The 21,534-nt window shown below is 55.4% G+C and carries 20 protein-coding genes; 13 read left to right on the forward strand and 7 right to left on the reverse strand.

The genetic code is table 11. From position 1 onward, the window contains the following. Positions 1 to 39 precede the first annotated feature (39 nt). Positions 40 to 1,425 carry a cysteine--tRNA ligase gene (cysS, locus tag FE839_RS00190; protein WP_138357936.1) on the reverse strand — a complete coding sequence of 462 codons (1,386 nt, stop codon included), beginning with the start codon at positions 1,423 to 1,425 and terminating at the stop codon, positions 40 to 42. Positions 1,426 to 1,598: 173 nt separating this feature from the next. Between cysS and ppiB the strand changes: the two genes are divergently transcribed. Further along, positions 1,599 to 2,093 carry a peptidylprolyl isomerase B gene (gene ppiB / locus FE839_RS00195; protein WP_004130079.1) on the forward strand — a complete coding sequence of 165 codons (495 nt, stop codon included), beginning with the start codon at positions 1,599 to 1,601 and terminating at the stop codon, positions 2,091 to 2,093. A 3-nt stretch (positions 2,094 to 2,096) separates the two neighbouring features. Beyond that, positions 2,097 to 2,873 carry a UDP-2,3-diacylglucosamine diphosphatase gene (gene lpxH / locus FE839_RS00200; RefSeq protein ID WP_138357940.1) on the forward strand — a complete coding sequence of 259 codons (777 nt, stop codon included), beginning with the start codon at positions 2,097 to 2,099 and terminating at the stop codon, positions 2,871 to 2,873. Between the two features lie 42 nt (positions 2,874 to 2,915). On the opposite strand, the gene FE839_RS00205 is transcribed toward lpxH, so the two are convergent. Further along, on the reverse strand, positions 2,916 to 4,400 hold the full coding sequence (locus FE839_RS00205) for a bifunctional metallophosphatase/5'-nucleotidase (protein ID WP_171034783.1): 1,485 nt from the start codon (positions 4,398 to 4,400) through the stop codon (positions 2,916 to 2,918). A gap of 601 nt (positions 4,401 to 5,001) precedes the next feature. On the opposite strand from FE839_RS00205, the gene purE reads away from it, so the two are divergent. From purE to mnmH, 3 genes are all read left to right on the forward strand, one after another. Beyond that, a complete protein-coding gene (purE, locus tag FE839_RS00215) occupies positions 5,002 to 5,511 on the forward strand; it encodes a 5-(carboxyamino)imidazole ribonucleotide mutase (RefSeq protein ID WP_138357946.1) in 510 nt (169 codons plus the stop codon). Next, entirely contained in the window at positions 5,508 to 6,575 is a 1,068-nt protein-coding gene (purK, locus tag FE839_RS00220) for a 5-(carboxyamino)imidazole ribonucleotide synthase (protein ID WP_138357949.1), read from the forward strand. The genes purE and purK overlap by 4 nt, the downstream gene beginning before the upstream one ends. Positions 6,576 to 6,768: 193 nt before the next feature. Next, positions 6,769 to 7,854 carry a tRNA 2-selenouridine(34) synthase MnmH gene (gene mnmH, locus FE839_RS00225; RefSeq protein WP_171034784.1) on the forward strand — a complete coding sequence of 362 codons (1,086 nt, stop codon included), beginning with the start codon at positions 6,769 to 6,771 and terminating at the stop codon, positions 7,852 to 7,854. A 569-nt stretch (positions 7,855 to 8,423) separates the two neighbouring features. On the opposite strand, the gene ybbP is transcribed toward mnmH, so the two are convergent. Both ybbP and ybbA read right to left on the reverse strand, forming a co-directional pair. Beyond that, on the reverse strand, positions 8,424 to 10,838 hold the full coding sequence (ybbP, locus tag FE839_RS00230; protein WP_138357952.1) for a putative ABC transporter permease subunit YbbP: 2,415 nt from the start codon (positions 10,836 to 10,838) through the stop codon (positions 8,424 to 8,426). Then, the gene (gene ybbA, locus FE839_RS00235) at positions 10,835 to 11,521 is read right to left on the reverse strand and encodes a putative ABC transporter ATP-binding protein YbbA (protein ID WP_138357955.1); all 687 of its coding nucleotides are present in this window, start codon (positions 11,519 to 11,521) and stop codon (positions 10,835 to 10,837) included. The genes ybbP and ybbA overlap by 4 nt, the downstream gene beginning before the upstream one ends. Between ybbA and tesA the strand changes: the two genes are divergently transcribed. The 3 genes from tesA to FE839_RS00250 are packed head-to-tail and all read left to right on the forward strand — an operon-like array spanning position 11,489 to position 13,828. Then, positions 11,489 to 12,115, forward strand: a complete 627-nt coding sequence (gene tesA, locus FE839_RS00240) for a multifunctional acyl-CoA thioesterase I/protease I/lysophospholipase L1 (protein WP_138357958.1) — start codon at positions 11,489 to 11,491, stop codon at positions 12,113 to 12,115. The two genes, ybbA and tesA, sit on opposite strands and share 33 nt — an antisense overlap. Next, positions 12,105 to 12,914, forward strand: a complete 810-nt coding sequence (locus tag FE839_RS00245; protein ID WP_171034785.1) for an SDR family oxidoreductase — start codon at positions 12,105 to 12,107, stop codon at positions 12,912 to 12,914. The genes tesA and FE839_RS00245 overlap by 11 nt, the downstream gene beginning before the upstream one ends. Before the next feature lie 59 nt (positions 12,915 to 12,973). Next, on the forward strand, positions 12,974 to 13,828 hold the full coding sequence (locus FE839_RS00250) for a thioredoxin family protein (RefSeq protein WP_138357963.1): 855 nt from the start codon (positions 12,974 to 12,976) through the stop codon (positions 13,826 to 13,828). Between the two features lie 81 nt (positions 13,829 to 13,909). On the opposite strand, the gene fetB is transcribed toward FE839_RS00250, so the two are convergent. Together fetB and fetA are read right to left on the reverse strand one after the other, a co-directional pair. Then, a complete protein-coding gene (fetB, locus tag FE839_RS00255; protein WP_138357965.1) occupies positions 13,910 to 14,692 on the reverse strand; it encodes an iron efflux ABC transporter permease subunit FetB in 783 nt (260 codons plus the stop codon). Further along, positions 14,679 to 15,356, reverse strand: coding sequence for an iron efflux ABC transporter ATP-binding subunit FetA (fetA, locus tag FE839_RS00260; protein ID WP_138357967.1), 678 nt, complete (start codon positions 15,354 to 15,356; stop codon positions 14,679 to 14,681). Before fetA ends, fetB begins: the two co-directional genes overlap by 14 nt. Before the next feature lie 137 nt (positions 15,357 to 15,493). Here fetA and FE839_RS00265 point away from each other — a divergent pair, with 137 nt between their 5' ends. Continuing rightward, the gene (locus FE839_RS00265) at positions 15,494 to 16,411 is read left to right on the forward strand and encodes an SPFH domain-containing protein (protein ID WP_138357969.1); all 918 of its coding nucleotides are present in this window, start codon (positions 15,494 to 15,496) and stop codon (positions 16,409 to 16,411) included. Beyond that, entirely contained in the window at positions 16,408 to 16,872 is a 465-nt protein-coding gene (locus FE839_RS00270) for an NfeD family protein (protein WP_138357971.1), read from the forward strand. Before FE839_RS00265 ends, FE839_RS00270 begins: the two co-directional genes overlap by 4 nt. Here FE839_RS00270 and cueR read toward each other — a convergent pair. Further along, positions 16,869 to 17,279: a Cu(I)-responsive transcriptional regulator gene (cueR, locus tag FE839_RS00275; protein WP_138357973.1), complete on the reverse strand. Its 411-nt coding sequence runs from the start codon at positions 17,277 to 17,279 to the stop codon at positions 16,869 to 16,871. The genes FE839_RS00270 and cueR overlap by 4 nt on opposite strands. A 106-nt stretch (positions 17,280 to 17,385) precedes the next feature. Here cueR and copA point away from each other — a divergent pair, with 106 nt between their 5' ends. From copA to ybaK, 3 genes are all read left to right on the forward strand, one after another. Beyond that, the gene (gene copA, locus FE839_RS00280) at positions 17,386 to 19,887 is read left to right on the forward strand and encodes a copper-exporting P-type ATPase CopA (RefSeq protein WP_138357975.1); all 2,502 of its coding nucleotides are present in this window, start codon (positions 17,386 to 17,388) and stop codon (positions 19,885 to 19,887) included. A gap of 143 nt (positions 19,888 to 20,030) precedes the next feature. Then, positions 20,031 to 20,822 carry a TraB/GumN family protein gene (locus FE839_RS00285; protein WP_138357977.1) on the forward strand — a complete coding sequence of 264 codons (792 nt, stop codon included), beginning with the start codon at positions 20,031 to 20,033 and terminating at the stop codon, positions 20,820 to 20,822. A 201-nt stretch (positions 20,823 to 21,023) separates the two neighbouring features. Further along, positions 21,024 to 21,503, forward strand: coding sequence for a Cys-tRNA(Pro)/Cys-tRNA(Cys) deacylase YbaK (gene ybaK / locus FE839_RS00290; protein WP_138357979.1), 480 nt, complete (start codon positions 21,024 to 21,026; stop codon positions 21,501 to 21,503). Positions 21,504 to 21,534 lie beyond the last annotated feature (31 nt).

Raw genomic sequence — 21,534 nt, forward strand, 5'->3', positions numbered from 1 at the left:
AAAGCCGGGGATAGCCCCGGCAAAAAAGAGAGAATACGGTTATTTACGGCGCCAGGTCGTCCCCTGCGGGCCATCTTCCAGCACTATACCCATTTCGTTGAGACGGTCACGTGCGGCATCCGCCGCCGCCCAGTCTTTCGCTTTACGCGCGTCCAGACGCTGCTGGATCAGCGACTCAATTTCCGCCACTTCACCGTCATCCGCCTGCGCGCCGCTCTGCAGGAAAGCGTCCGGATCCTGCTCCAGCAGGCCCAGCACCGAAGAGAGCTTACGCATATGCGCCGCCATGGCGTTAGCGGCGGCAACATCTTCAGTTTTCAGACGGTTCACTTCACGCGCCATATCGAACAGCACAGAATACGCTTCCGGGGTGTTGAAATCGTCGTTCATTGCGTCGATAAAGCGCGCTTCAAACGCCTCGCCACCGGCTGGCTCTGCGGTTTTATCGGTTCCGCGCAGCGCGGTATACAGACGCTCCAGCGCGGAGCGCGCCTGCTTTAAGTTCTCTTCGCTGTAGTTCAGCTGGCTGCGGTAGTGGCCGGACATCAGGAAGTAGCGAATGGTTTCCGCATCGTAATACTTCAGCACATCGCGCACGGTAAAGAAGTTGCCCAGCGATTTGGACATTTTCTCGCGATCAACCATCACCATCCCGGAGTGCATCCAGTAATTGACATACTCACCGTCGTGGGCGCAGGTGGACTGCGCGATTTCGTTTTCGTGATGCGGAAACATCAGATCCGAACCGCCGCCGTGAATATCAAAATGGTTGCCCAGTTGTTTGCAGTTCATCGCTGAACACTCAATGTGCCAGCCTGGACGCCCTGCTCCCCACGGCGACGGCCAGCTCGGTTCGCCCTCTTTCGACATTTTCCACAATACGAAGTCCATCGGGTTATGTTTAACATCAACCACATCAACGCGAGCGCCCGCCTGCAACTGGTCGAGATCCTGACGCGACAGTTGACCGTAGTTCGGATCGGTCGGCACATCGAACATCACGTCGCCATTGTCGGCGACGTAAGCGTGGCCTTTAGCGAGCAGTTGCTCGGTGATCTCAATGATTTCCGCAATATGGTGGGTCGCACGCGGCTCCTGATCCGGGCGCAAAATATTCAGCGCGTCGAAGTCTTTATGCATCTCGGCAATCATGCGATCCACCAGAGCGACAAAACTTTCACCGTTTTCATTCGCACGTTTAATGATTTTATCGTCAATATCAGTGATATTACGTACATACTTCAGCTTATAGCCGAGAAAACGCAGGTAACGGGAAACGACATCAAACGAGACGAAGGTACGGCCGTGACCAATATGACAGAGGTCGTAAACGGTAATTCCACACACGTACATGCCGACTTCCCCGGCATGAATAGGTTTAAATTCCTCTTTTTGGCGCGTCAGTGTATTAAAAATTTTTAACATCGAAGATTCCATGTAGACGTGTGTGGATATAAGCCGCGTATTCTAACCTTAATTCAATCCTGAAGCAGCACACATTGCAAGGTGATCCAACTCCGCGGTTATGCTATAACACCCCACTATATCTCACCCGACACCGGGTGCAGGCACCACAATCATCGGAACAGGATGCAAAAATGGTTACTTTCCACACCAATCATGGCGATATCGTAATCAAGACGTTTGACGACAAAGCGCCGGAAACAGTTAAAAACTTCCTGGACTACTGTCGCGAAGGTTTCTACGATAACACCATTTTCCACCGTGTTATCAATGGCTTTATGATTCAGGGTGGCGGTTTTGAGCCGGGTATGAATCAAAAAACCACTAAATCTCCGATTCAGAACGAAGCCAACAACGGTCTGAAAAACACCCGCGGCACTCTGGCAATGGCCCGCACTCAGGCCCCACACTCCGCTACCGCTCAGTTCTTCATCAACGTCGCCGATAACGACTTCCTGAACTTCTCCGGCGAAAGCCTGCAGGGTTGGGGCTACTGCGTATTCGCAGAAGTCGTGGAAGGTATGGATGTTGTCGACAAAATCAAAGCGGTATCGACCGGCCGTAGCGGCATGCACCAGGATGTGCCGAAAGAAGATGTTGTGATCAAAAGCGTCACCGTCAGCGAGTAATTCGTGGCGACACTTTTTATTGCGGACCTGCATCTGCAAACGGAAGAACCGGCGATTACCGCCGGTTTTCTGCGCTTTTTACAGGGGGAAGCCCGCGAGGCGGACGCCCTGTATATCCTCGGCGACCTGTTTGAGGCCTGGATCGGCGATGACGATCCGAACCCGCTGCATCGGCAAATCGCCGCCTCCCTCAAAGCATTAGCCGACTGCGGCGTCCCCTGCTACTTCATCCACGGCAACCGCGATTTTCTCGTCGGCAAGCGATTTGCCCGCGAAAGCGCAATGACCCTGCTGCCGGAAGAACAGCTTCTCGATCTCTACGGGCGGAAAGTGCTGATTATGCACGGCGACACCCTGTGCACCGACGATGCGGGCTATCTGGCCTTTCGCGCAAAAGTCCACAATCCCTGGATCCAGCGCCTGTTTCTGGCTCTGCCGCTGTTTCTCCGCCGCCGTATCGCCGCCAGAATGCGCGCCGACAGCAAAGCGGCCAACAGCAGCAAGTCGCTGGAAATTATGGACGTAAATCCGCAGGCGGTAGTTGATATCATGGAGAAGCATCGCGTTCAGTGGCTGATTCACGGGCATACGCATCGCCCTGCCATTCATCAGTTACAAGCCAACGGCATAACCGCTTATCGTGTGGTGCTCGGCGCCTGGCATCACGAAGGCTCCATGGTCAAAGTGACGCCTGAAGATGTTGAGCTGATTTATTTTCCTTTTCAGGATGCGCCCCTGATTACCGAACCAAATTCCTCTCAAGCGCTGAATCCAGGATAAAAGCACTTGAGAGTGCATACTGATACCGTGAGGCTCTGTCACCTATCTTAGTTTCGTTACCCGACCATCCTCGTGATAACGCAATGGTGAATGCTGACGAACATAATTTTCAAATAAAGCATTCATCGATCCTACACTTTCAATATATCGCGCTTGTTGAATAATATGATAAAGAGAGTCAGCATGTTTAGATTCTTCATAATGCCAGTCAACCAGCGCAAGGGTGTAGTTTTTATTTTTATCAATAACGTTTTCATTAATTAACACATCACCAACTATTCGTTTATTTAATGGTCGTGTCGAGTCATAACTAAAGCGTATTCCCGACACCTGCTGAAAATACGTTTTTAATCCCGCTTCTAATAACGTCAGTAAATCTGCTCCCTTAATTTCAACCTTAACAATATCAAAGTCCTCGGTCAAAATATTAACCAGATCCTTTTTTGTTATTTCTCCGGGCCCCATTGAAGCACTAATTAAGGGGGCAAAAATAATAGCCGTGTCAGTTCCTGCTTTTTCACGAATCATATCACTGAGCATATTTCCCAGATTCGTCTCACGGCTTCTGACATCATAGCGATCGCCATTCAGTTTCTCACTGGCGTTTCCTATCACCTCAGAATAAGCAGTGTCTATTCGCGCATTGGCTTGTTGAACAATTTTATCAATAGATTGATCCTTTTTAACTAAAGAAGCTAACTGATGATTAATCAGAGCGGCTTGTTTATGATTAAGTTTCCCATCCACAAATTCCAGATTAACAATTCCAAGGTTATGTGTTCTATGACCCGTTTGCGCAATCAACACATCGTTGACAACCTGTCCCTTTTCCAGAGCGGTATGACTATGTCCATCAATAATTACATCAATACCCGCCACTTCCTCCGCTAATTTTTGCGAATGATTACGATCGGCTTTATTTAGCCCGAGATGAGATAGCGCAATAATCACATCTACCTTTTCAGCTTGTAAGCTTTGCACCATTTCTTTGGCGATCGCAACAGGATCAAGTAATTTCACACCCGCAATATTTTCCGGTCTTGCGGTAATCGTTTGGGTTGACACACCAAAAATGCCCACTTTAATGCCATCAATATCTTTAATAATAAAATTCCTGGTAAAATCCTGCCCGTTATCGTACTTAACATTTGCGGCCAGTAGTGGATAATTCAGCTTTTTCATCAATGTTTGCAAGCGGCTTTGGCCATAAATAAATTCATGATTTCCAATTACCGCAGCATCATACCCTACTTCATTCATAATATTGACAATAGTGTCACCCTTATCCATACTACAAATTAACTTCCCCTGAATAAAGTCACCACCATCGACAACCAGTACGTTACGATTAATTGTTTTAATCGTATCAACCAATGTTTTAATACGCGCAAAGCCAATGGCATTCTTATCTTCACTGACTCGACAATGTGTGTCATTGGTATGAATTATTGTCATTGTTTTATTGCGTTCACCCGCCCAACAAAAACAAGACGAAAACATTAACAGTAATGATAAAAGCATTCTCATATATTTAATCCTTAGTTTATTACTGACTCTCCCTAAAAAAATCGAGTCGCAGGGAAATGCTTCAGGTATATTCAAGAAATGAATAACACCAGAGACATTCCGCATAATAAAATCCGCCAGATTAATAAATTAACCTAGTCTATATATACGCCCCAATTTATTCAGGATACAAATCCATTATCGTGCATAGTCATTGTATACATTATCAGTCAGAATTTATCGTTGTTAACGACGCGTTGAGAATTCAGTCACGTATCCAGTCATGTAGTTATCTCCTTCGGCTCGCTGACCGTACTGGAGTTTGCGGTTTTATTATCGGGATCTAATTTTACGCGATTTATCTCTGTCTGTACGCGCCATATAAGAAACGCTTTACGCAAATACAAATGCTGATGATGAGCATTCCCATACTTTCCTGGGGCTGGTTTTTACCTTTTTTGCCAGCGCGACCACCGCTCATAACTGGCGTGTTTCATCAGATACAGATAAGACAAAAGACGGTTATCCGCGCGCACGCAACCGTTTTCCTGACCGCAAGATCATGCTATTCTCTGTGGCCTCTAAAGCAGTGTGAAACACACCCACAGGAGTTTTAAGACGCATGTCTTCCCGCAATAATTCGGCGCGTATCGCCATCGTGATGGGGTCCAAAAGCGACTGGGCTACCATGCAGTTTACCGCAGAAATCCTTGATGCCCTGAACGTTCCGTACCATGTCGAAGTAGTCTCAGCACACCGCACGCCCGATAAACTGTTCAGCTTCGCCGAAAACGCGGAAGAGAACGGTTTTCAGGTCATTATTGCTGGTGCGGGCGGCGCGGCGCATCTGCCGGGTATGATTGCGGCGAAAACGCTGGTGCCGGTTTTAGGCGTACCGGTACAAAGCGCGGCGCTGAGCGGCGTTGACAGCCTCTACTCCATCGTCCAGATGCCGCGCGGTATCCCGGTGGGCACGCTGGCGATCGGTAAAGCCGGCGCCGCCAATGCCGCCCTGCTGGCTGCGCAGATCCTCGCCCGGCACGATGCGGAACTGCACCAGCGCCTCAGCGCCTGGCGCCAGGCGCAAACCGATGAAGTACTGGATAACCCGGATCCGCGGGGTGCGGCATGAAACAAGTTTGCGTTCTCGGTAACGGCCAGCTAGGCCGAATGCTGCGCCAGGCTGGCGAACCGCTGGGTATTGCGGTCTGGCCGGTCGGTCTCGAAGCCGACCCGGAAGCGGTGCCGGTACAGCAAAGCGTGATTACCGCAGAGATTGAACGCTGGCCGGAAACGGCGCTGACCCGCGAGCTGGCGAGTCATTCCGCCTTCGTCAACCGCGACGTTTTTCCGGTTATCGCCGACCGTCTGACGCAAAAGCAGCTGTTCGATAAGCTGGCGCTCGCTACCGCGCCGTGGCAGCTTCTGGCGGAGAAAAGCGAGTGGCCGGCGGTATTCGCCCGTCTCGGCGAGCTGGCTATCGTTAAGCGCCGCGTCGGCGGCTATGATGGCCGCGGTCAGTGGCGTTTGCGGGAAAATGAAACCGCGCAGCTGCCGGATGATAACTACGGCGAGTGTATCGTTGAGCAGGGGATTAACTTCTCCGGCGAAGTATCGCTGGTCGGCGCACGCGCCCGGGACGGCAGCACGGTCTTCTATCCGCTGACCCGCAACCTGCATCAGGACGGTATTTTACGCGCCAGCGTTGCGTTTCCGCAGGCCAACGCCCGCCAGCAGGCGCAGGCGGAACAGATGCTGTCGGCGATTATGAATGCGCTTAACTACGTTGGCGTGATGGCGATGGAGTGTTTTGTCACCGCTGATGGTCTGCTGATTAACGAACTGGCGCCGCGCGTGCACAATAGCGGCCACTGGACGCAGAACGGCGCGTCCATCAGCCAGTTTGAGCTTCATCTGCGGGCGATTACCGATCTGCCGCTGCCGCCGCCGGTGGTCAACAGCCCGTCGGTGATGATCAACCTGATCGGTACCGATCTCAACTATGACTGGCTGAAGCTACCGCTGGTGCATCTGCACTGGTACGACAAAGAGGTGCGTCCGGGACGTAAAGTCGGCCACCTGAACCTGACCGACAGCGATACCGATCGCCTGAGCGCGACGCTGGAAGCGCTGAAGCCGCTGCTGCCGCCGGAATACGCCAGCGGTGTATTCTGGGCGCAGGCGCAGCTGGCGTAATCTGCGACCATCATCCCGGCTTGCGGCGCGTTGCGCCCTCGCCGGGTTATTCCTGCCCCCGAAAATCCCGACTCCCTGATGCTATTGAGCAATTCATCGTGAAAAATCAATCCGGCCTGCCTCTCACCGCGTACAATAGGCGGGTTATCGCGTCGAGCGACGCGTCTGAATTGATTAATGGCTTGTTTGAATAATGGAATTAGTGCAATCACCACAGAATATTCGACGGATTCTCGCCAGCGATACGCCGCTGATTGACGTACGCGCTCCGGTCGAGTTCCGGCAAAGTGCGATGCCTGCGGCAATCAATCTGCCGCTGATGGACGATGAGGAGCGCGCCGCCGTCGGCACCTGCTATAAACATCAGGGCCCGGAAGCCGCGATCGCGCTGGGTCATCAGTTGGTTAATGGCGAGATTCGCGCCCGCCGCCTTGCTGCCTGGAAAGACGCCTGCGCACGTTATCCGGAAGGCTACCTGTGCTGCGCGCGAGGCGGTCAGCGTTCGCATATCGTGCAGCGGTGGCTGAAGGAAGCGGGCGTTGATTATCCGCTAATCGTCGGCGGCTATAAGGCGCTGCGCCAGGCGGCGATTCAGCTCACCGAAGAGCTGGTACAGCGTCCTGTTGTGCTGATTGGCGGCTGTACCGGTAACGGTAAAACCCAGTTGGTCCGCGCTCAGCCTGACGGCATCGATCTCGAAGGCCATGCTCATCACCGCGGCTCCTCGTTTGGCTGTACCTTACAGGCGCAGTATCAACAGGCAACATTTGAAAACCATCTGGCCATCGCGATGCTCAAAAAGTCAGCGCAGCAGAGGCGATGGGTGCTGGAGGATGAGGGACATATGATCGGTGCCAATCATCTGCCAGAAAGCTTACGTATTCGCATGGATCGGTCGCCGCTGGCGGTAGTGGAAGATCCCTTTGAGATCCGCCTTGAACGTTTGCGCGAAGAGTATTTTACACGTATGCATCACGACTTTATTGCGGCATATGGCGAAGAGCAAGGCTGGCAGGCGTACAGCGACTATCTGCATCATGGCCTGTTTGCCATTCGCCGCCGTCTGGGATTACAGCGTTTTGCCCAGCTCACCGCCCGGCTCGACGAGGCGCTGGTCGAGCAGCAGCGTACCGCCAGCAACGAAGCGCATTTTAGCTGGCTGGTTCCTCTGCTGAACGAGTATTACGATCCGATGTACCGCTATCAGCTCGGCAAAAAAGCGGAGAAGATAGTGTTTCGCGGTAACTGGCGGGAGGTCGCCGCCTGGCTGGCGCAATAATCTCCCCCGTTGCCCTAATGCTGGTTAGTTAAGGGGCTGTCAGCCATTTTGATGGCTGGCTGAGCGGTTCCGTTAATCGGTGGTTCTGGCGAAAATGGCATTTTTCGTTTTCACCTGGTTTGGCTTAGTGGCCTGTTCCGTTCACTATAAATTTGCGGATATTCGTTATATCCACAGCGTGTGAACGGGCAGGGGGACGTTTCGCCCGTCCCCCTGCACCCCCGGCATTGCGCTGAAAACCTGCCGCTGCGCGGTCCGCTCCACTCCGGCTTCATCTGGCGGACCGGGCGGGACTCGACGTCCCTGTCTCGACCCGCCCTCTGGCCGCCGTCCTGGCGGCCAGTCCTGGATGCGCGCCTGCGTTCCCGCCAGGTTTCCTTGATGCGCCCACCCCCCTGCTGTGAGCCTGGGCTGAAACGGTTACTCCCCTGCGGCTGTGGGTTAAAATCTCCTGAGTTTTGCAACCGAATCGGGATTTCGCTTAAACCACCGAAAAAGCGACTCCTGTTACCTGGATTAAGACTCACGCCATACCCCGGCACAATAGCGGCAAATTACACGCAATCCCACTACTGAGTAAACTGGCGAAACAGCGCTTTGCCTTTTAGCAGACGCAATCCCAGCCAGCCGCCGCACAACGACAGCAGTATCGCCCCGCAGAGCGGCAGCATCACCCACAACCGCCAGTCGGGAGACCACGGAAAATCAAAAATTTTGCTTTGCAATAACGCCAGCGCCACTTCTGCGCCAATCGCCGCGACCACGCCGGAAACCACGCCCAGCAGGGCGAACTCTGCCCACAGCGTGGTGCGTAGCAAAGACTTACCGGCCCCCAGCGTACGCCAGACCATCAGTTCCTGATGACGCTGGCGCATCCCGACCTGCACCTGGGCCAGCAACAGCAAAATGCCGCAGGCGGTCACCAGCACAACCATCACCTCCAGGGCGCGGCTTACCTGGGTCAGCACCTGGCCAATCTGCTGCAAAATCGCGCCGATATCCAGCAGGCTGACGGTCGGAAACGCGCGGTTGAGCTGCGTCAGCATCCCGTTACCGTTATCCCAACGGAAGCTGGTTAACCAGCTTTGCGGCTGCCCGTCGAGCGCTCCTGGCGGGAAAATAAAGAAGAAGTTGGGGCGCAGGCTCTCCCAGTCCACTTTGCGCACGCTGGTCACTTTCGCGCTAAAATTCTGGGTATCCCCGGTAAAGGTCAGACTATCGCCGGGCTTCACCCCCAACCGCTGCGCCAGCCCCTCTTCAATCGAGACCTCGCCCGCTTTCGGCGGCCAGCTTCCGGCAACCAGCGGATTATGATCCGGGCGCTCTCGGCTCCAGGTAAGGTTTAACTCCCGGTTCAGCGCTTCGTCTTTATTGCCCTCCGTATCCTGACCATTAATTTGCGTCAGGCGGGCGCGAACGACCGGATAAAACTCAGTCGCCCGAGCCTGATGTTCGGCGAGGAAAGTTTTCACCTGCCCCACCTGTTCCGGCGCGATATTGATCAGGAAGTAATTGGGGCTTTCCGGCGGCAATTGCTGCTGCCAGCGGTCGAGCAGATCGCCGCGCAGCACCAGCAGCAGAGCCAGCAGCATAAAAGACAGCGAGAAAGCCGCCAGTTGGCTTAACGTCGACCACGGCTGGCGCAACAGACGATTCACCGCCAGACGCAGCGGCAGCGCGTTTAGCGTCACGCGTTTCAGTAACCACAGGACGCCCCACCCCGCCAGACCGCACAGCAGCGCCAGCACCACAGCGCCCGCCAGTACCGCCCACAATAAGGGACTGCCGCCCATCAGCAGCGCCAGTAGCCCAACGACTACCACGCACACCAGCGGAATATAGAACTTCAGCGGCCAGACATCGGCGACGACATCCTGGCGCAGCACCCGCAGCGGCAGCGTCGCCAGCAGAAGTCGATAAGGGCGCAACCCGACCAGCAGAGAAATCACCACCATCGCGCCAATCGCCCACAACCACGGCCAGCCGCTCGCCGCCGGAAGCGCCGTCGGCAGCACTGGCTTAAGCATCACCAGCAGAATATTTTCCAGCCCGACGCCCATCGCTCCGCCAGCCACCGCCGCCAGCGCCAGCAGCATCAGCCACTGGCCGGCAATCAGCTTACCCAACTGCGCCCGCCCGGCGCCGAGAGTTTTAAGGATCGCCACCCGATCGTAGCGACTGCGGCAGTAATGGCTCATCGCCACCGCTACCGCGGCCACCGCCAGTAGCAGGGTTAACAGCGCCGAAAGCAGCAAAAACTGCTGTGAGCGTTGCAGCGATTTGCCTAACGCGCTGTCGTCCTGCTGCAGGCCGATCCAGCGATGTTCCGGCCCCAGTTTCGGCAACAACCACTTTTCATAGTCCGCCAGTTGCTGCGCGGTTCCGGCATACTTATAGCGCCAGGAGACGCGGCTACCAGGCTGCACCGCGCCGGTTTTCGCCACATCCGCGGTGTTCATCATCAGCCGCGGCGCCATCCGGAAGGGGTTAAATCCGGCATCCGGCTCCTGAATCACCTCCCCGGCAATGCGCAGCGTAGCGTCGCCAACATCAAGGGTATCGCCGGTTTTCAGATTCAGCAACGCCATCAGGCGCGGGGCCAGCAGCACGGTTCCGGCCCGCGGTTTCAAGCCAGGCGGCTGGGTTTGCAACTGACCATACAGCGGATAGGCGTCGTCAACCGCCTTAACCTCTGCCAGTTGCGGCGTATCGCCGGAAAAGGTCATGGTCGCGAAATTCAGCTGTTGATCCACGGTTAAACCAAGGCGGCGGGCTTCGTCAATCCATGCCCCAGGGACTTCGCGCGAACTGCGCAGGGTACGGTCTCCGGCCATAAATTCCCGACTCTGCTGACTGAGCCCTTTCTCCATACGATCGCTTATCGATCCCAGTGCCAGCACGCAGGCCACCGCCAGACTCAGCGCCAGCCAGACAATCAGCAGCGACGGCGAGCGCCATTCGCGCCAGAACCAGCGGACAATCATGCTTCCTCCCGCAGTTGACCATCCACCAGCCGCAGCCGTCGGTCACAGCGCGCCGCCAGCAGCGGATCGTGGGTCACCAGAATCAGCGTGGTCCCGTGTTCGCGATTGAGCGAAAACAGCAGATCGGCGATTTTATCCCCGGTCTGCCGATCCAGATTACCGGTTGGTTCGTCGGCAAACAGCAGCGCCGGACGACCGTTAAACGCCCGTGCCAACGCAACCCGCTGCTGTTCGCCGCCGGAAAGCTGCACAGGTAAGTGATTCAGGCGTTTTCCCAACCCTAATTGCTCCAGCAATGCCCTGGCGCTGCTGCGGCTGAGTCTATCGCTCTCGCCGCGCAGCAGGGCCGGAAGTTCAACATTTTCCAGCGCATTGAGAGTCGGTATCAGCATAAAAGATTGAAACACAAAGCCAACGTGCTTAGCGCGCAGCTTCGCCCGCGCCTCTTCGTCCATCTGATGCAACGGCTGCCCGAGCAGCGAGACTTCACCGCTACTGCCATCGTCCAGCCCGGCGAGGATCGCCAGCAGCGTCGATTTACCGGAACCTGACTCGCCAATCAGCGCGATGGTCTGCCCTTGTTTGACAACCAGCTCAACTCCGGTAAGGATGGAAAGCAGATGCTCACCCTGACCGACGGACTTCTTAAGATGATGAACTTCAAGTATGTTTTCCGCTGGCATTTGCCTTTCCTGTTTCTGGTCCTGTTTACCTGCCGCGCGATGGCGGCCGATACGCTGTTGGTTCTCGGCGACAGTCTGAGCGCCGGTTATCGCATGGCGGGCAATACCGCCTGGCCTGCGCTGCTTAATGATAAGTGGCAGACCAAAACGTCGGTGATTAACGCCAGCATCAGCGGCGATACGTCGCAGCAGGGGCTGGCAAGGCTTCCGGGGCTACTTAAGCAGCATCAGCCGCGCTGGGTGCTGGTCGAGCTGGGCGGTAACGACGGGCTGCGCGGTTTCCCGCCGCAGCAGACGGAACAGACTCTGCGTACCATTATCCAGAATATCAAAGCGGCAAACGCTCAGCCGCTGCTGATGCAAATTCGCCTGCCCGCCAACTACGGCCGCCGTTATAATGAAGCCTTTAGCGCAATCTATCCGGCGCTGGCCAAAGAGTTCGATATTCCTCTGCTGCCCTTTTTTATGGAAGAGGTTTATCTGAAGCCCCAGTGGATGCAGGACGATGGCATTCACCCTAATCGCGACGCCCAGCCATTTATCGCCGACTGGATGGCGGCGCGTCTGGCTCCTTTAGTTAATCATGACTCCTGATAGCCGGGGGTCGTTTACAGGTAAAGTTATGCAAAAATCGGTTTTAGTTACAGGATGTTCCAGCGGAATAGGTCTTGAAAGCGCCCTTGATTTAAAACGCCAGGGCTTTAATGTGCTGGCAGCCTGCCGCAAAGCAGATGACGTTGCGCGAATGCAGGAGCTTGGCCTGACCGGCGTTTTGCTGGACCTTGACGATCCGCGCAGCGTTGAACGCGCCGCCGAGGAGGTTATCGCCCTGACCGACAATCGCCTGTACGGCCTGTTTAACAACGCGGGCTACGGCGTCTACGGCCCGCTGCCAACCATCAGCCGCCAGCAGATGGAACAGCAGTTTTCCGCCAATTTTTTCGGCGCGCATCAGCTAACGATGCGGCTGCTTCCGGCGATGGCGCCGCACGGTGAGGGGCGGATTGTAATGACGTCATCCGTGATGGGAATCATCTCCAGCCCGGGTCGCGGCGCCTATGCCGCCAGTAAATATGCGCTGGAAGCCTGGTCCGACGCGCTGCGCATGGAACTGCGCCACAGCGGAATTAAAGTCAGCCTGATTGAACCTGGGCCCATCCACACCCGTTTTACCAACAACGTCAACCAGACGCAGGCCGATAAGCCGGTGGAAAATCCCGGTATTGCCGCCCGCTTTACCCTCGGACCGGAAGCGGTGGTGGAAAAAGTGCGCCATGCATTTACCAGTGATAAGCCGAAACTGCGCTATCCGGTAACTCTGGTGACCCACGCGGTCATCCTGCTTAAACGCCTGTTGCCGACTCGCGTGATGGACAAAATTATTCAGGGATGAGTTGAAGCGCCGACCACAGCCCCCATATATTCATAAATACTGACTAAAGAGATTCGTTCATGTCCGCACAGAATATCGTCACTATTACCGAAGCCAACCTGCACCAGACACTGCAGCAGTCGGCCTCCGCACCGGTACTGTTCTATTTCTGGTCCGCGCGTAGCCAGCATTGCGAGAAGCTGACCCCGGTGCTGGAAAGCCTGGCCGCGCAGTACAACGGTCTGTTTACCCTGGCGAAGGTTGACTGCGATGCCGAGCAAATGCTGGCCTCGCAGTTTGGCCTGCGTGCGATTCCTACTGTTTACCTGTTCCAGAACGGCCAGCCGGTGGACGGATTCGAAGGCCCGCAGCCCGAAGACGCGGTCCGCGCGCTGTTGGATAAATACCTGCCGCGTGAAGAGGAACTGAAAGCACAGCAGGCGCAGGCGCTGATGGCGGAAGAGAAATACACCGAAGCGCTGCCGCTGCTGAAAGAAGCCTGGCAATTGTCGAATCAGGAGAGCCAGATTGGCCTTCTGCTGGCGGAAACGCTGATTGCTCTGCAGCGTTCCGATGAAGCGGAAACGGTGTTGAAAACCGTACCATTACAGGATCAGGATACTCATTATCAGGGGCTGGTGGCGCAAATTGAACTGCTCAGGAAAGCAGCCGATACACCGGAAATTCAGCAGTTGCAGCAGCAGGTGGAGCAGAATCCGGAAGACGCAATGCTGGCTTCCCAACTGGCATTGCAACTGCATCAGGTCGGGCGCAACGAAGAAGCGCTGGCGCTGCTGTTCAGCCACCTGCAAAAAGATTTAGGCGCGGGAAACGGCGAGGTGCGCAAGATGCTCCAGGAGATCCTCTCCGCGCTCGGCACCGGCGACGCGCTGGCGGCGAAGTACCGCCGCCAACTCTATTCCCTGCTGTACTGATCGCGAAAAACGTCGGTTGCGCGCCATCACCCCAGGCCTCTCCCCTGAAGGGAGAGGAAGAACTTATAGCCAGGGTAACGCTTACTCTCGTTTTTTCAATGACGTCACAATCAGTTGATGACGCGCATTAAAGAACTTCCTGTAGGTCAGATACCCGGCGATAATCGTCGACAGGCTGGCGGTGGATAAAAGCATAAACGTCACCATAATCTGATATTTTATCGCCTTCACCGGGTCAATTCCGGCAAAAATCAGCCCCGACATCATCCCCGGTAAGCTCACCAGACCAACCGTTTTCGCGGAATCAACCGTCGGAATCAACGCTGCCCGAATGCTATCCCGAATCAGCCTTGCGGAGGCTATTTTCGGCGTCGCGCCCAGACTTAACTTCTCCTGAATCTGCTGCTGCTCACTGCTGAAACGCTGCCCCATATTGTTGTAGCACAACCCCACCGCCACCATCGCGTTTCCGGCCACCATCCCGGCAATCGGGATCACCTGCATGGGCACAAAAGCAATCGACCCGGAAATAACCAGCACCGCCAGCGTTAGCCCAGCGCCAGTGGTTATTGCGATAAACGACGAGATAAACGCTTTATCGATATATTTACTACGCTTTTTCGCATTCCACGCGGCGTTAAAACAGATAAACAGCACCATCAACAACGTCAGCACCGCGTGATTTACATTAAAGATATATTTCAAAACGTAGCCGACAATAAGCAACTGCAAAATCGCCCGGCAAATACTCCAGATAATATCTTTTTCCAGCGCCAGTTTTTCCCGGTAGCTCACCACAATCGCCACCAGCACCAGTACCATGGATAACGCCAGCGATCCGTTGGTAATATTATGCCCGTTCATTTTTAACCTCGCGCGCGTTCCCGCCAGCAGGCTGTAGCGTCATCACATCATCCGCATGAGCTATCTCATTTTGATCGTGGGTCACCCACAGTACGGCAATATTTTTCTCGCTCGCGTAGCGATGAATAATCTCATTCACATTGTTTTTGTTATTTTCATCCAGTGCGCTGGTTATTTCATCAAGCAGCAGCACCTGCGGTAAAAATTGCAGATTGCGAATCAACGACACGCGCTGCTTTTCCCCGCCCGAAAGTTCAGCGATCGGTTTTTCCAGCAGATTTTCCGCCAGACCAAAGCGCTGTAGATCGGCCACCAGCGCTTTCGGGTCCGGCTGTTTATGACGGATTTGCCACGGAAAGATCAGATTGTCATACACCGAATCGCCGAACAGCGCCGGCGTTTGCGCACAGTAGGAAACCTGCTGGCGATAGGCTTCCGGCGATAGCGTGGTAATGTCTTTACCGGCGAAAAAAATCTTCCCGGAGGTGGGACTAAGCAGTGAAGCGATAACTTTTAATAAGGTGCTTTTCCCACAACCCGATGGCCCGGTAATCAATTTAAATTCCCCTGCCCTGAGCTGAAAATTGATCCCCGTGAAGATAACGGCATCGTCAGCCTGAAACCCCACATCCTCCAGCCGCAAAATAGCGTCACTTTCCGTCATTATTGTTCCTGTTTTTTTCCACAACGGTGCCAGTTTACTCCAGTTTCCTTTCACCGGGATGCGCAGAAAGATATACTCTGATGAGACACATGTCATTCTTTCGGCGCACTTACAGGCAACAAGACAGGAGGTTTTTGATGCTGATTGTTATCCCTATTCTTATTTTTGTTGCGTTAGTTATCGTTGGCGCGGCGGTGAAAATCGTCCCTCAGGGCTACCAGTGGACGGTTGAACGCTTCGGTCGCTATACGCAAACCCTCCAGCCCGGCATGAGCCTGGTGGTGCCGTTTATGGACCGCGTCGGACGCAAAATTAATATGATGGAGCAGGTGCTCGACATTCCTTCCCAGGAAGTGATCTCAAAAGATAACGCCAACGTGGCTATTGATGCCGTTTGTTTTATTCAGGTCATTGACGCGCCGAAAGCGGCGTATGAAGTCAGTAACCTTGAGCTGGCGATCATCAATCTGACGATGACCAACATCCGTACGGTTCTCGGGTCAATGGAGCTCGACGAAATGCTCTCTCAGCGCGACAGTATCAATACCCGCCTGCTACATATCGTCGATGAAGCCACCAATCCGTGGGGCATTAAAATCACCCGCATCGAGATTCGCGATGTTCGTCCACCGGCAGAACTCATTGACGCGATGAACGCCCAGATGAAAGCGGAACGAACCAAACGCGCCTATATTCTGGAAGCTGAAGGGATCCGCCAAGCGGAGATTGTCAAAGCTGAGGGGGAAAAACAGTCAAAAATCCTGAAAGCGGAAGGTGAACGCCAGTCCGCATTCCTGCAGGCGGAAGCGCGTGAACGTTCCGCCGAAGCGGAGGCCCGCGCCACCCAGATGGTTTCCGATGCGATAGCCTCCGGAGATATCCAGGCGGTGAACTACTTCGTCGCCCAGAAATACACTGAAGCGTTGCAGCAGATTGGTTCCGCGAATAACAGCAAAGTGGTCATGATGCCGCTTGACGCCAGCAGTCTGATGGGCTCAATCGCCGGGATTACCGAACTGATTAAGGACAGCGCCAGTGAGCGGAAAAAATCATGATTGAGATGATAATCGCCCATCCGCATATTTTCTGGCTCAGCCTCGGCGGGCTGCTGCTGGCGGCGGAAATGCTCGGCGGCAACGGCTATTTGCTATGGAGCGGTATCGCCGGGGTGATTACCGGCGTGTTGACCTGGATGCTGCCGTTTAGCTGGGAGTGGCAGGGCACGCTGTTCGCCGTGCTGACACTCCTGGCGGCCTGGCTGTGGTCACGCTGGCTGCGTAACCGTGTAAAACGCCAGAAACCGGCAGATGCGCAGCTCAATCAGCGTGGCCAACAGATGCTGGGGCGTCGCTTTACGCTGGAAAGCGCGCTGGTCAATGGTCGTGGGCATGTGCGCGTCGGCGACAGCTCATGGCCAGTCATTGCCGATGACGATCTCATGGTCGGCAGTAAAGTCGAAGTTGTCGCCGTCGAAGGAATTACGTTGCGGGTCAGAGAAATTCCCGTCAAACGCTAAACTTTTACCTTGCGATGACAGCAGCCGGAGAGATTATCGATTATCGGGCAATCCGCGCCGTCATCGCCGGGACAGGCATCCGCCAGCGCCAGTAGCTGAGCGCGCATACCTTGCAACTCGCTGATATGACGTTCAATTTCCGCCACTTTCTCCAGCGTCCGCCGCTTAACGTCGGCGCTGTGCCGCGAGGGATCGTTAAACAGAAATATCAGCTCGCGACACTCTTCCAGGGTAAACCCCACCTGACGCGCCTGCCGTAACAAAGTCAGTTCATCCAGATGCCGCTGGCTGTAGCTACGGTAACCATTTTCACTCCGTCGTGGCGGCGTCACCAGCCCTTTCTCTTCGTAAAAACGGATCGCTTTACTGGTCAGGCCGGTTTTTTTGGCTACATCGCTAATATTCATTTTTCCTCCTTGACCTTCCCCTTGCTGGAAGGTTTAACCTTGATAATACTCGATGAAAGAGTGGATCTGGTCAATCATTAACCGGAAAATTATTCAGGAGTTATTTATGTCTAACACTATCGACCTGGCGCTTGATGGCCTCTCCTGCGGCCACTGCGTCAAACGCGTAAAAGAAAGCCTGGAGCAACGCCCTGACGTTGAGCAGGCAGAGGTAACCATTACCGAAGCCCATGTCACGGGCAGCGCCAGCGCGGAAGCGCTGATTGATACCATTAAACAGGCTGGATACGGCGCGGCACTCAGCCACCCAAAGGCTAAACCGCTGGCAGAATCATCAACCCCGCCGGAAGCGCTGACAGCGGCCGCCCCTGAGCTTCCGGCAGCCCATGCCGAGGATGACAGTCAACAATTGTTAATCAACGGCATGAGTTGCGCCAGCTGTGTCTCCCGGGTACAAAACGCGCTTGCCGCGGTTCCGGGCGTCTCGCAGGCGCGGGTCAACCTGGCGGAACGCACTGCGCTGGTGATGGGCAGCGCGTCCGCCGCAGAATTAGTCCAGGCGGTGGAAAAAGCGGGCTATGGCGCCGAGGCCATCGAAGATGATCTCAAGCGCCGGGAACGTCAGCAGGAAACCGCCGTCGCCACCATGAAACGCTTCCGCTGGCAGGCCATCGTCGCTCTGCTGGTCGGTATCCCGGTGATGGGCTGGGGGATGATCGGCGACAATATGATGGTCAGCGACGCCAACCGTTCACTATGGCTGGTTATCGGCCTTATCACGCTGGCGGTAATGGTGTTTGCTGGCGGCCATTTCTACCGCAGCGCCTGGAAAAGCCTGAAAAACGGCGCCGCGACGATGGATACCCTCGTGGCGCTGGGCACCGGAGTCGCCTGGCTCTACTCAATAAGCGTCAACCTGTGGCCACAGTGGTTCCCGATGGAAGCCCGCCACCTCTATTATGAAGCCAGCGCGATGATTATCGGCCTGATCAACCTCGGCCATATGCTGGAAGCTCGCGCGCGTCAGCGTTCTTCCAAAGCGCTGGAAAAACTCCTCGATTTAACGCCGCCGTCAGCACGGGTCGTCACTGACAACGGTGAAAAAGATCTGCCATTGGCGGAAGTGCAGTCAGGGATGACGCTACGCCTGACCACCGGCGATCGTGTCCCGGTTGACGGCGTGATAAGCCAGGGCGAAGCCTGGTTTGATGAAGCGATGCTCACCGGCGAACCGGTGCCACAGCAAAAAGGCGATGGCGACACCATTCATGCCGGGACCGTGGTGCAGGACGGCAGCGTGCTGTTTACCGCCGGCGCCGTCGGCAGCCAGACCACCCTGGCGCGGATTATCCGCATGGTGCGCCAGGCGCAAAGCAGTAAGCCGGAAATTGGCCAACTGGCAGACAGAATCTCCGCCGTGTTCGTCCCGGCGGTGGTGGCGATTGCCCTGTTCAGCGCCGCTATCTGGTACTTTTTCGGCCCGGCACCGCAAATCGTTTATACCCTGGTAATCGCCACCACGGTACTGATTATCGCCTGCCCTTGTGCGCTGGGGCTGGCGACGCCAATGTCAATTATCTCCGGCGTCGGTCGCGCGGCGGAATATGGCGTACTGGTTCGCGATGCCGATGCGCTGCAACGTGCCAGTACCCTGGATACGTTAGTTTTTGATAAAACCGGTACGCTGACCGAAGGTAAACCCCAGGTGGTGGCGATAAAAACGTTCACCGCTATCGATGAAACCACCGCGCTGCGTCTGGCCGCGTCTCTGGAACAAGGCTCCAGCCACCCGCTGGCGCGGGCAATCCTCGATAAAGCCGCGGACGATCGACTGCCGACGGTGAATAACTTCCGCACGCTGCGCGGGCTGGGCGTCAGCGGCGAAACCGAAGGTCACAACCTGCTGCTCGGCAACCAGGCACTGCTTAATGAGTACAACGTGGCGAGCGCGGAACTAGAAAGCGAAATGACCGCCCAGGCTTCACAGGGCGCGACGCCGGTACTGCTGGCGATAGATGGTCAGGCGGCGGCGCTGTTCGCCATTCGCGATCCGCTACGGGAAGATAGCGTGGCGGCGTTAGCCAGACTGCATCGTCAGGGCTACCGCCTGGTTATGTTGACCGGGGATAACCCAACCACCGCCAACGCCATCGCCAAAGAAGCAGGCATCGATGAAGTGATTGCCGGGGTTCTGCCCGACGGTAAAGCCGATGCCATTAAGCGCCTGCAAAGCCAGGGGCATCAGGTAGCGATGGTCGGCGACGGTATCAACGATGCACCCGCGCTGGCTCAGGCCGATGTGGGTATCGCCATGGGCGGCGGGAGCGATGTCGCCATTGAAACCGCGGCTATCACGCTGATGCGCCACAGTCTGAACGGGGTCGCCGATGCGCTGGAAATATCAAAAGCGACGCTGCGTAACATGAAGCAGAATCTGATGGGGGCGTTTGTTTACAACTCTTTGGGTATTCCGATTGCCGCCGGGATCCTCTGGCCGCTGACCGGAACGCTACTTAATCCGGTGGTGGCTGGCGCGGCCATGGCGCTCTCCTCAATTACCGTGGTAAGCAACGCCAACCGACTGCTGCGCTTTAAGCCAAAATCATAGCGCTCAGCAGACAGCGATAACCCAGCTTCCCCGGTCAGCGACTGCGCTGCCGGGGCATCCCGTTCTTCAGCCGCGGTCAATAAGTTCTCTTGCGCCTCCGTTCCCTGCGCGCTAGCATGGTTCCCTTACATTACGGAGCACGTATGGGCCTGTTAAATCGAATAAAAATGCTGTGGCGAGCCGTCGCCGGTTCGTCTTATTCCTGGCCCGCGCTGGATATCACCCTTCCCGGCAAGCGCTATCTGCACCTGGTCGGCAGCATTCATATGGGCACCCGCGATATGTCGCCCCCCGTCCGGCTGTTGAAAAAGATCCGCCAGGCCGATGCGCTGATTGTCGAGGCCGATATTACCGGCAATGAGACGCCGTTCAGCAACCTTCCCGCTTATCCACCGCTCGCCGAACGCCTGAGCGAGGCTCAGTTTGCCGAACTGAAAACACGCGCTGAGGAAATGGGCCTGGCCATTACACTGCTCGACAGCCAACCGTTGTGGCAGGTGGCGATGGTATTACAGGCCACTCAGGCGCAAAAACTGGGGCTGAGAGCGCATTACGGTATTGATTATCAGCTGCTGATGGCGGCGCGTGAAAACAATATCAGAGTGATGGAGCTGGAAGGTGCCGATAACCAGATTGCCCTGCTGCGGGATCTGCCCGATGGCGGGCTGGCGCTGCTGGAGGATACCCTGACCCACTGGCGTACCAATGCCCGGCTGCTGCAGGTGATGATCGGCTGGTGGCTGGAACAACCGCCGTCAAACAATGCAACCGCGCTACCAACAACGTTTAGCCAATCGCTGTATGACGTCCTGATGCACCAGCGTAATCTGGCCTGGCGAGAAACGTTGCTGGCGCTGCCGCCGGGACGCTACGTGGTTGCCGTCGGCGCGCTGCATTTGTACGGTGAAGGGAATCTGCCGGATATGTTGACGTAAAAAAATGGCCAATATTTCTATTGGCCCGTCAAAGAGGAATTTCATCATTATTATTATCCCGGGGTTCTCACCCCGGATCGTCCGATTGTCGCTCAAAGTGACCATCACTGCCAACACTATTGCGCAAGATGATACTATTTTTTCGACCGCCGTCGGGCGTATGCTTATGCCACGTTAAATCGGTTGGTAAGAAGGATAACGATGACTCCCGCCGTAAAATTACTCGAAAAAAACAAAATCGCTTTTAACATCCACAGTTACGATCACGATCCAAACGAAACCAATTTTGGCGATGAGGTGGTACGTAAGCTGGGACTGAACGCCGATCAGGTCTATAAGACCTTGCTGGTAGCCGTCAACGGGGATATGAAACATCTGGCCGTCGCGGTCACCCCGGTGGCTGGCCAGTTAGATTTGAAAAAGGTGGCAAAAGCCCTGGGCGCCAAGAAAGTGGATATGGCAGACCCGATGGTGGCGCAGCGCGTCACCGGCTATCTGGTGGGCGGTATCAGCCCCCTCGGGCAGAAAAAGCGCCTGCCGACGGTCATTGACGCGCCTGCTCAGGAGTTTGCCACCATTTATATTTCCGGCGGCAAACGCGGGCTGGATATTGAACTGGCAGCCAGCGATCTGGCGAAGATCCTTGAGGCAAAATTCGCCGATATCGCACGGCGCGATTAGTCACTGTTTATCCGGCTCACTATCGGCAGAA

Origin of the sequence: Klebsiella indica (assembly GCF_005860775.1) — a bacterium.
Classification (GTDB): domain Bacteria; phylum Pseudomonadota; class Gammaproteobacteria; order Enterobacterales; family Enterobacteriaceae; genus Klebsiella; species Klebsiella indica.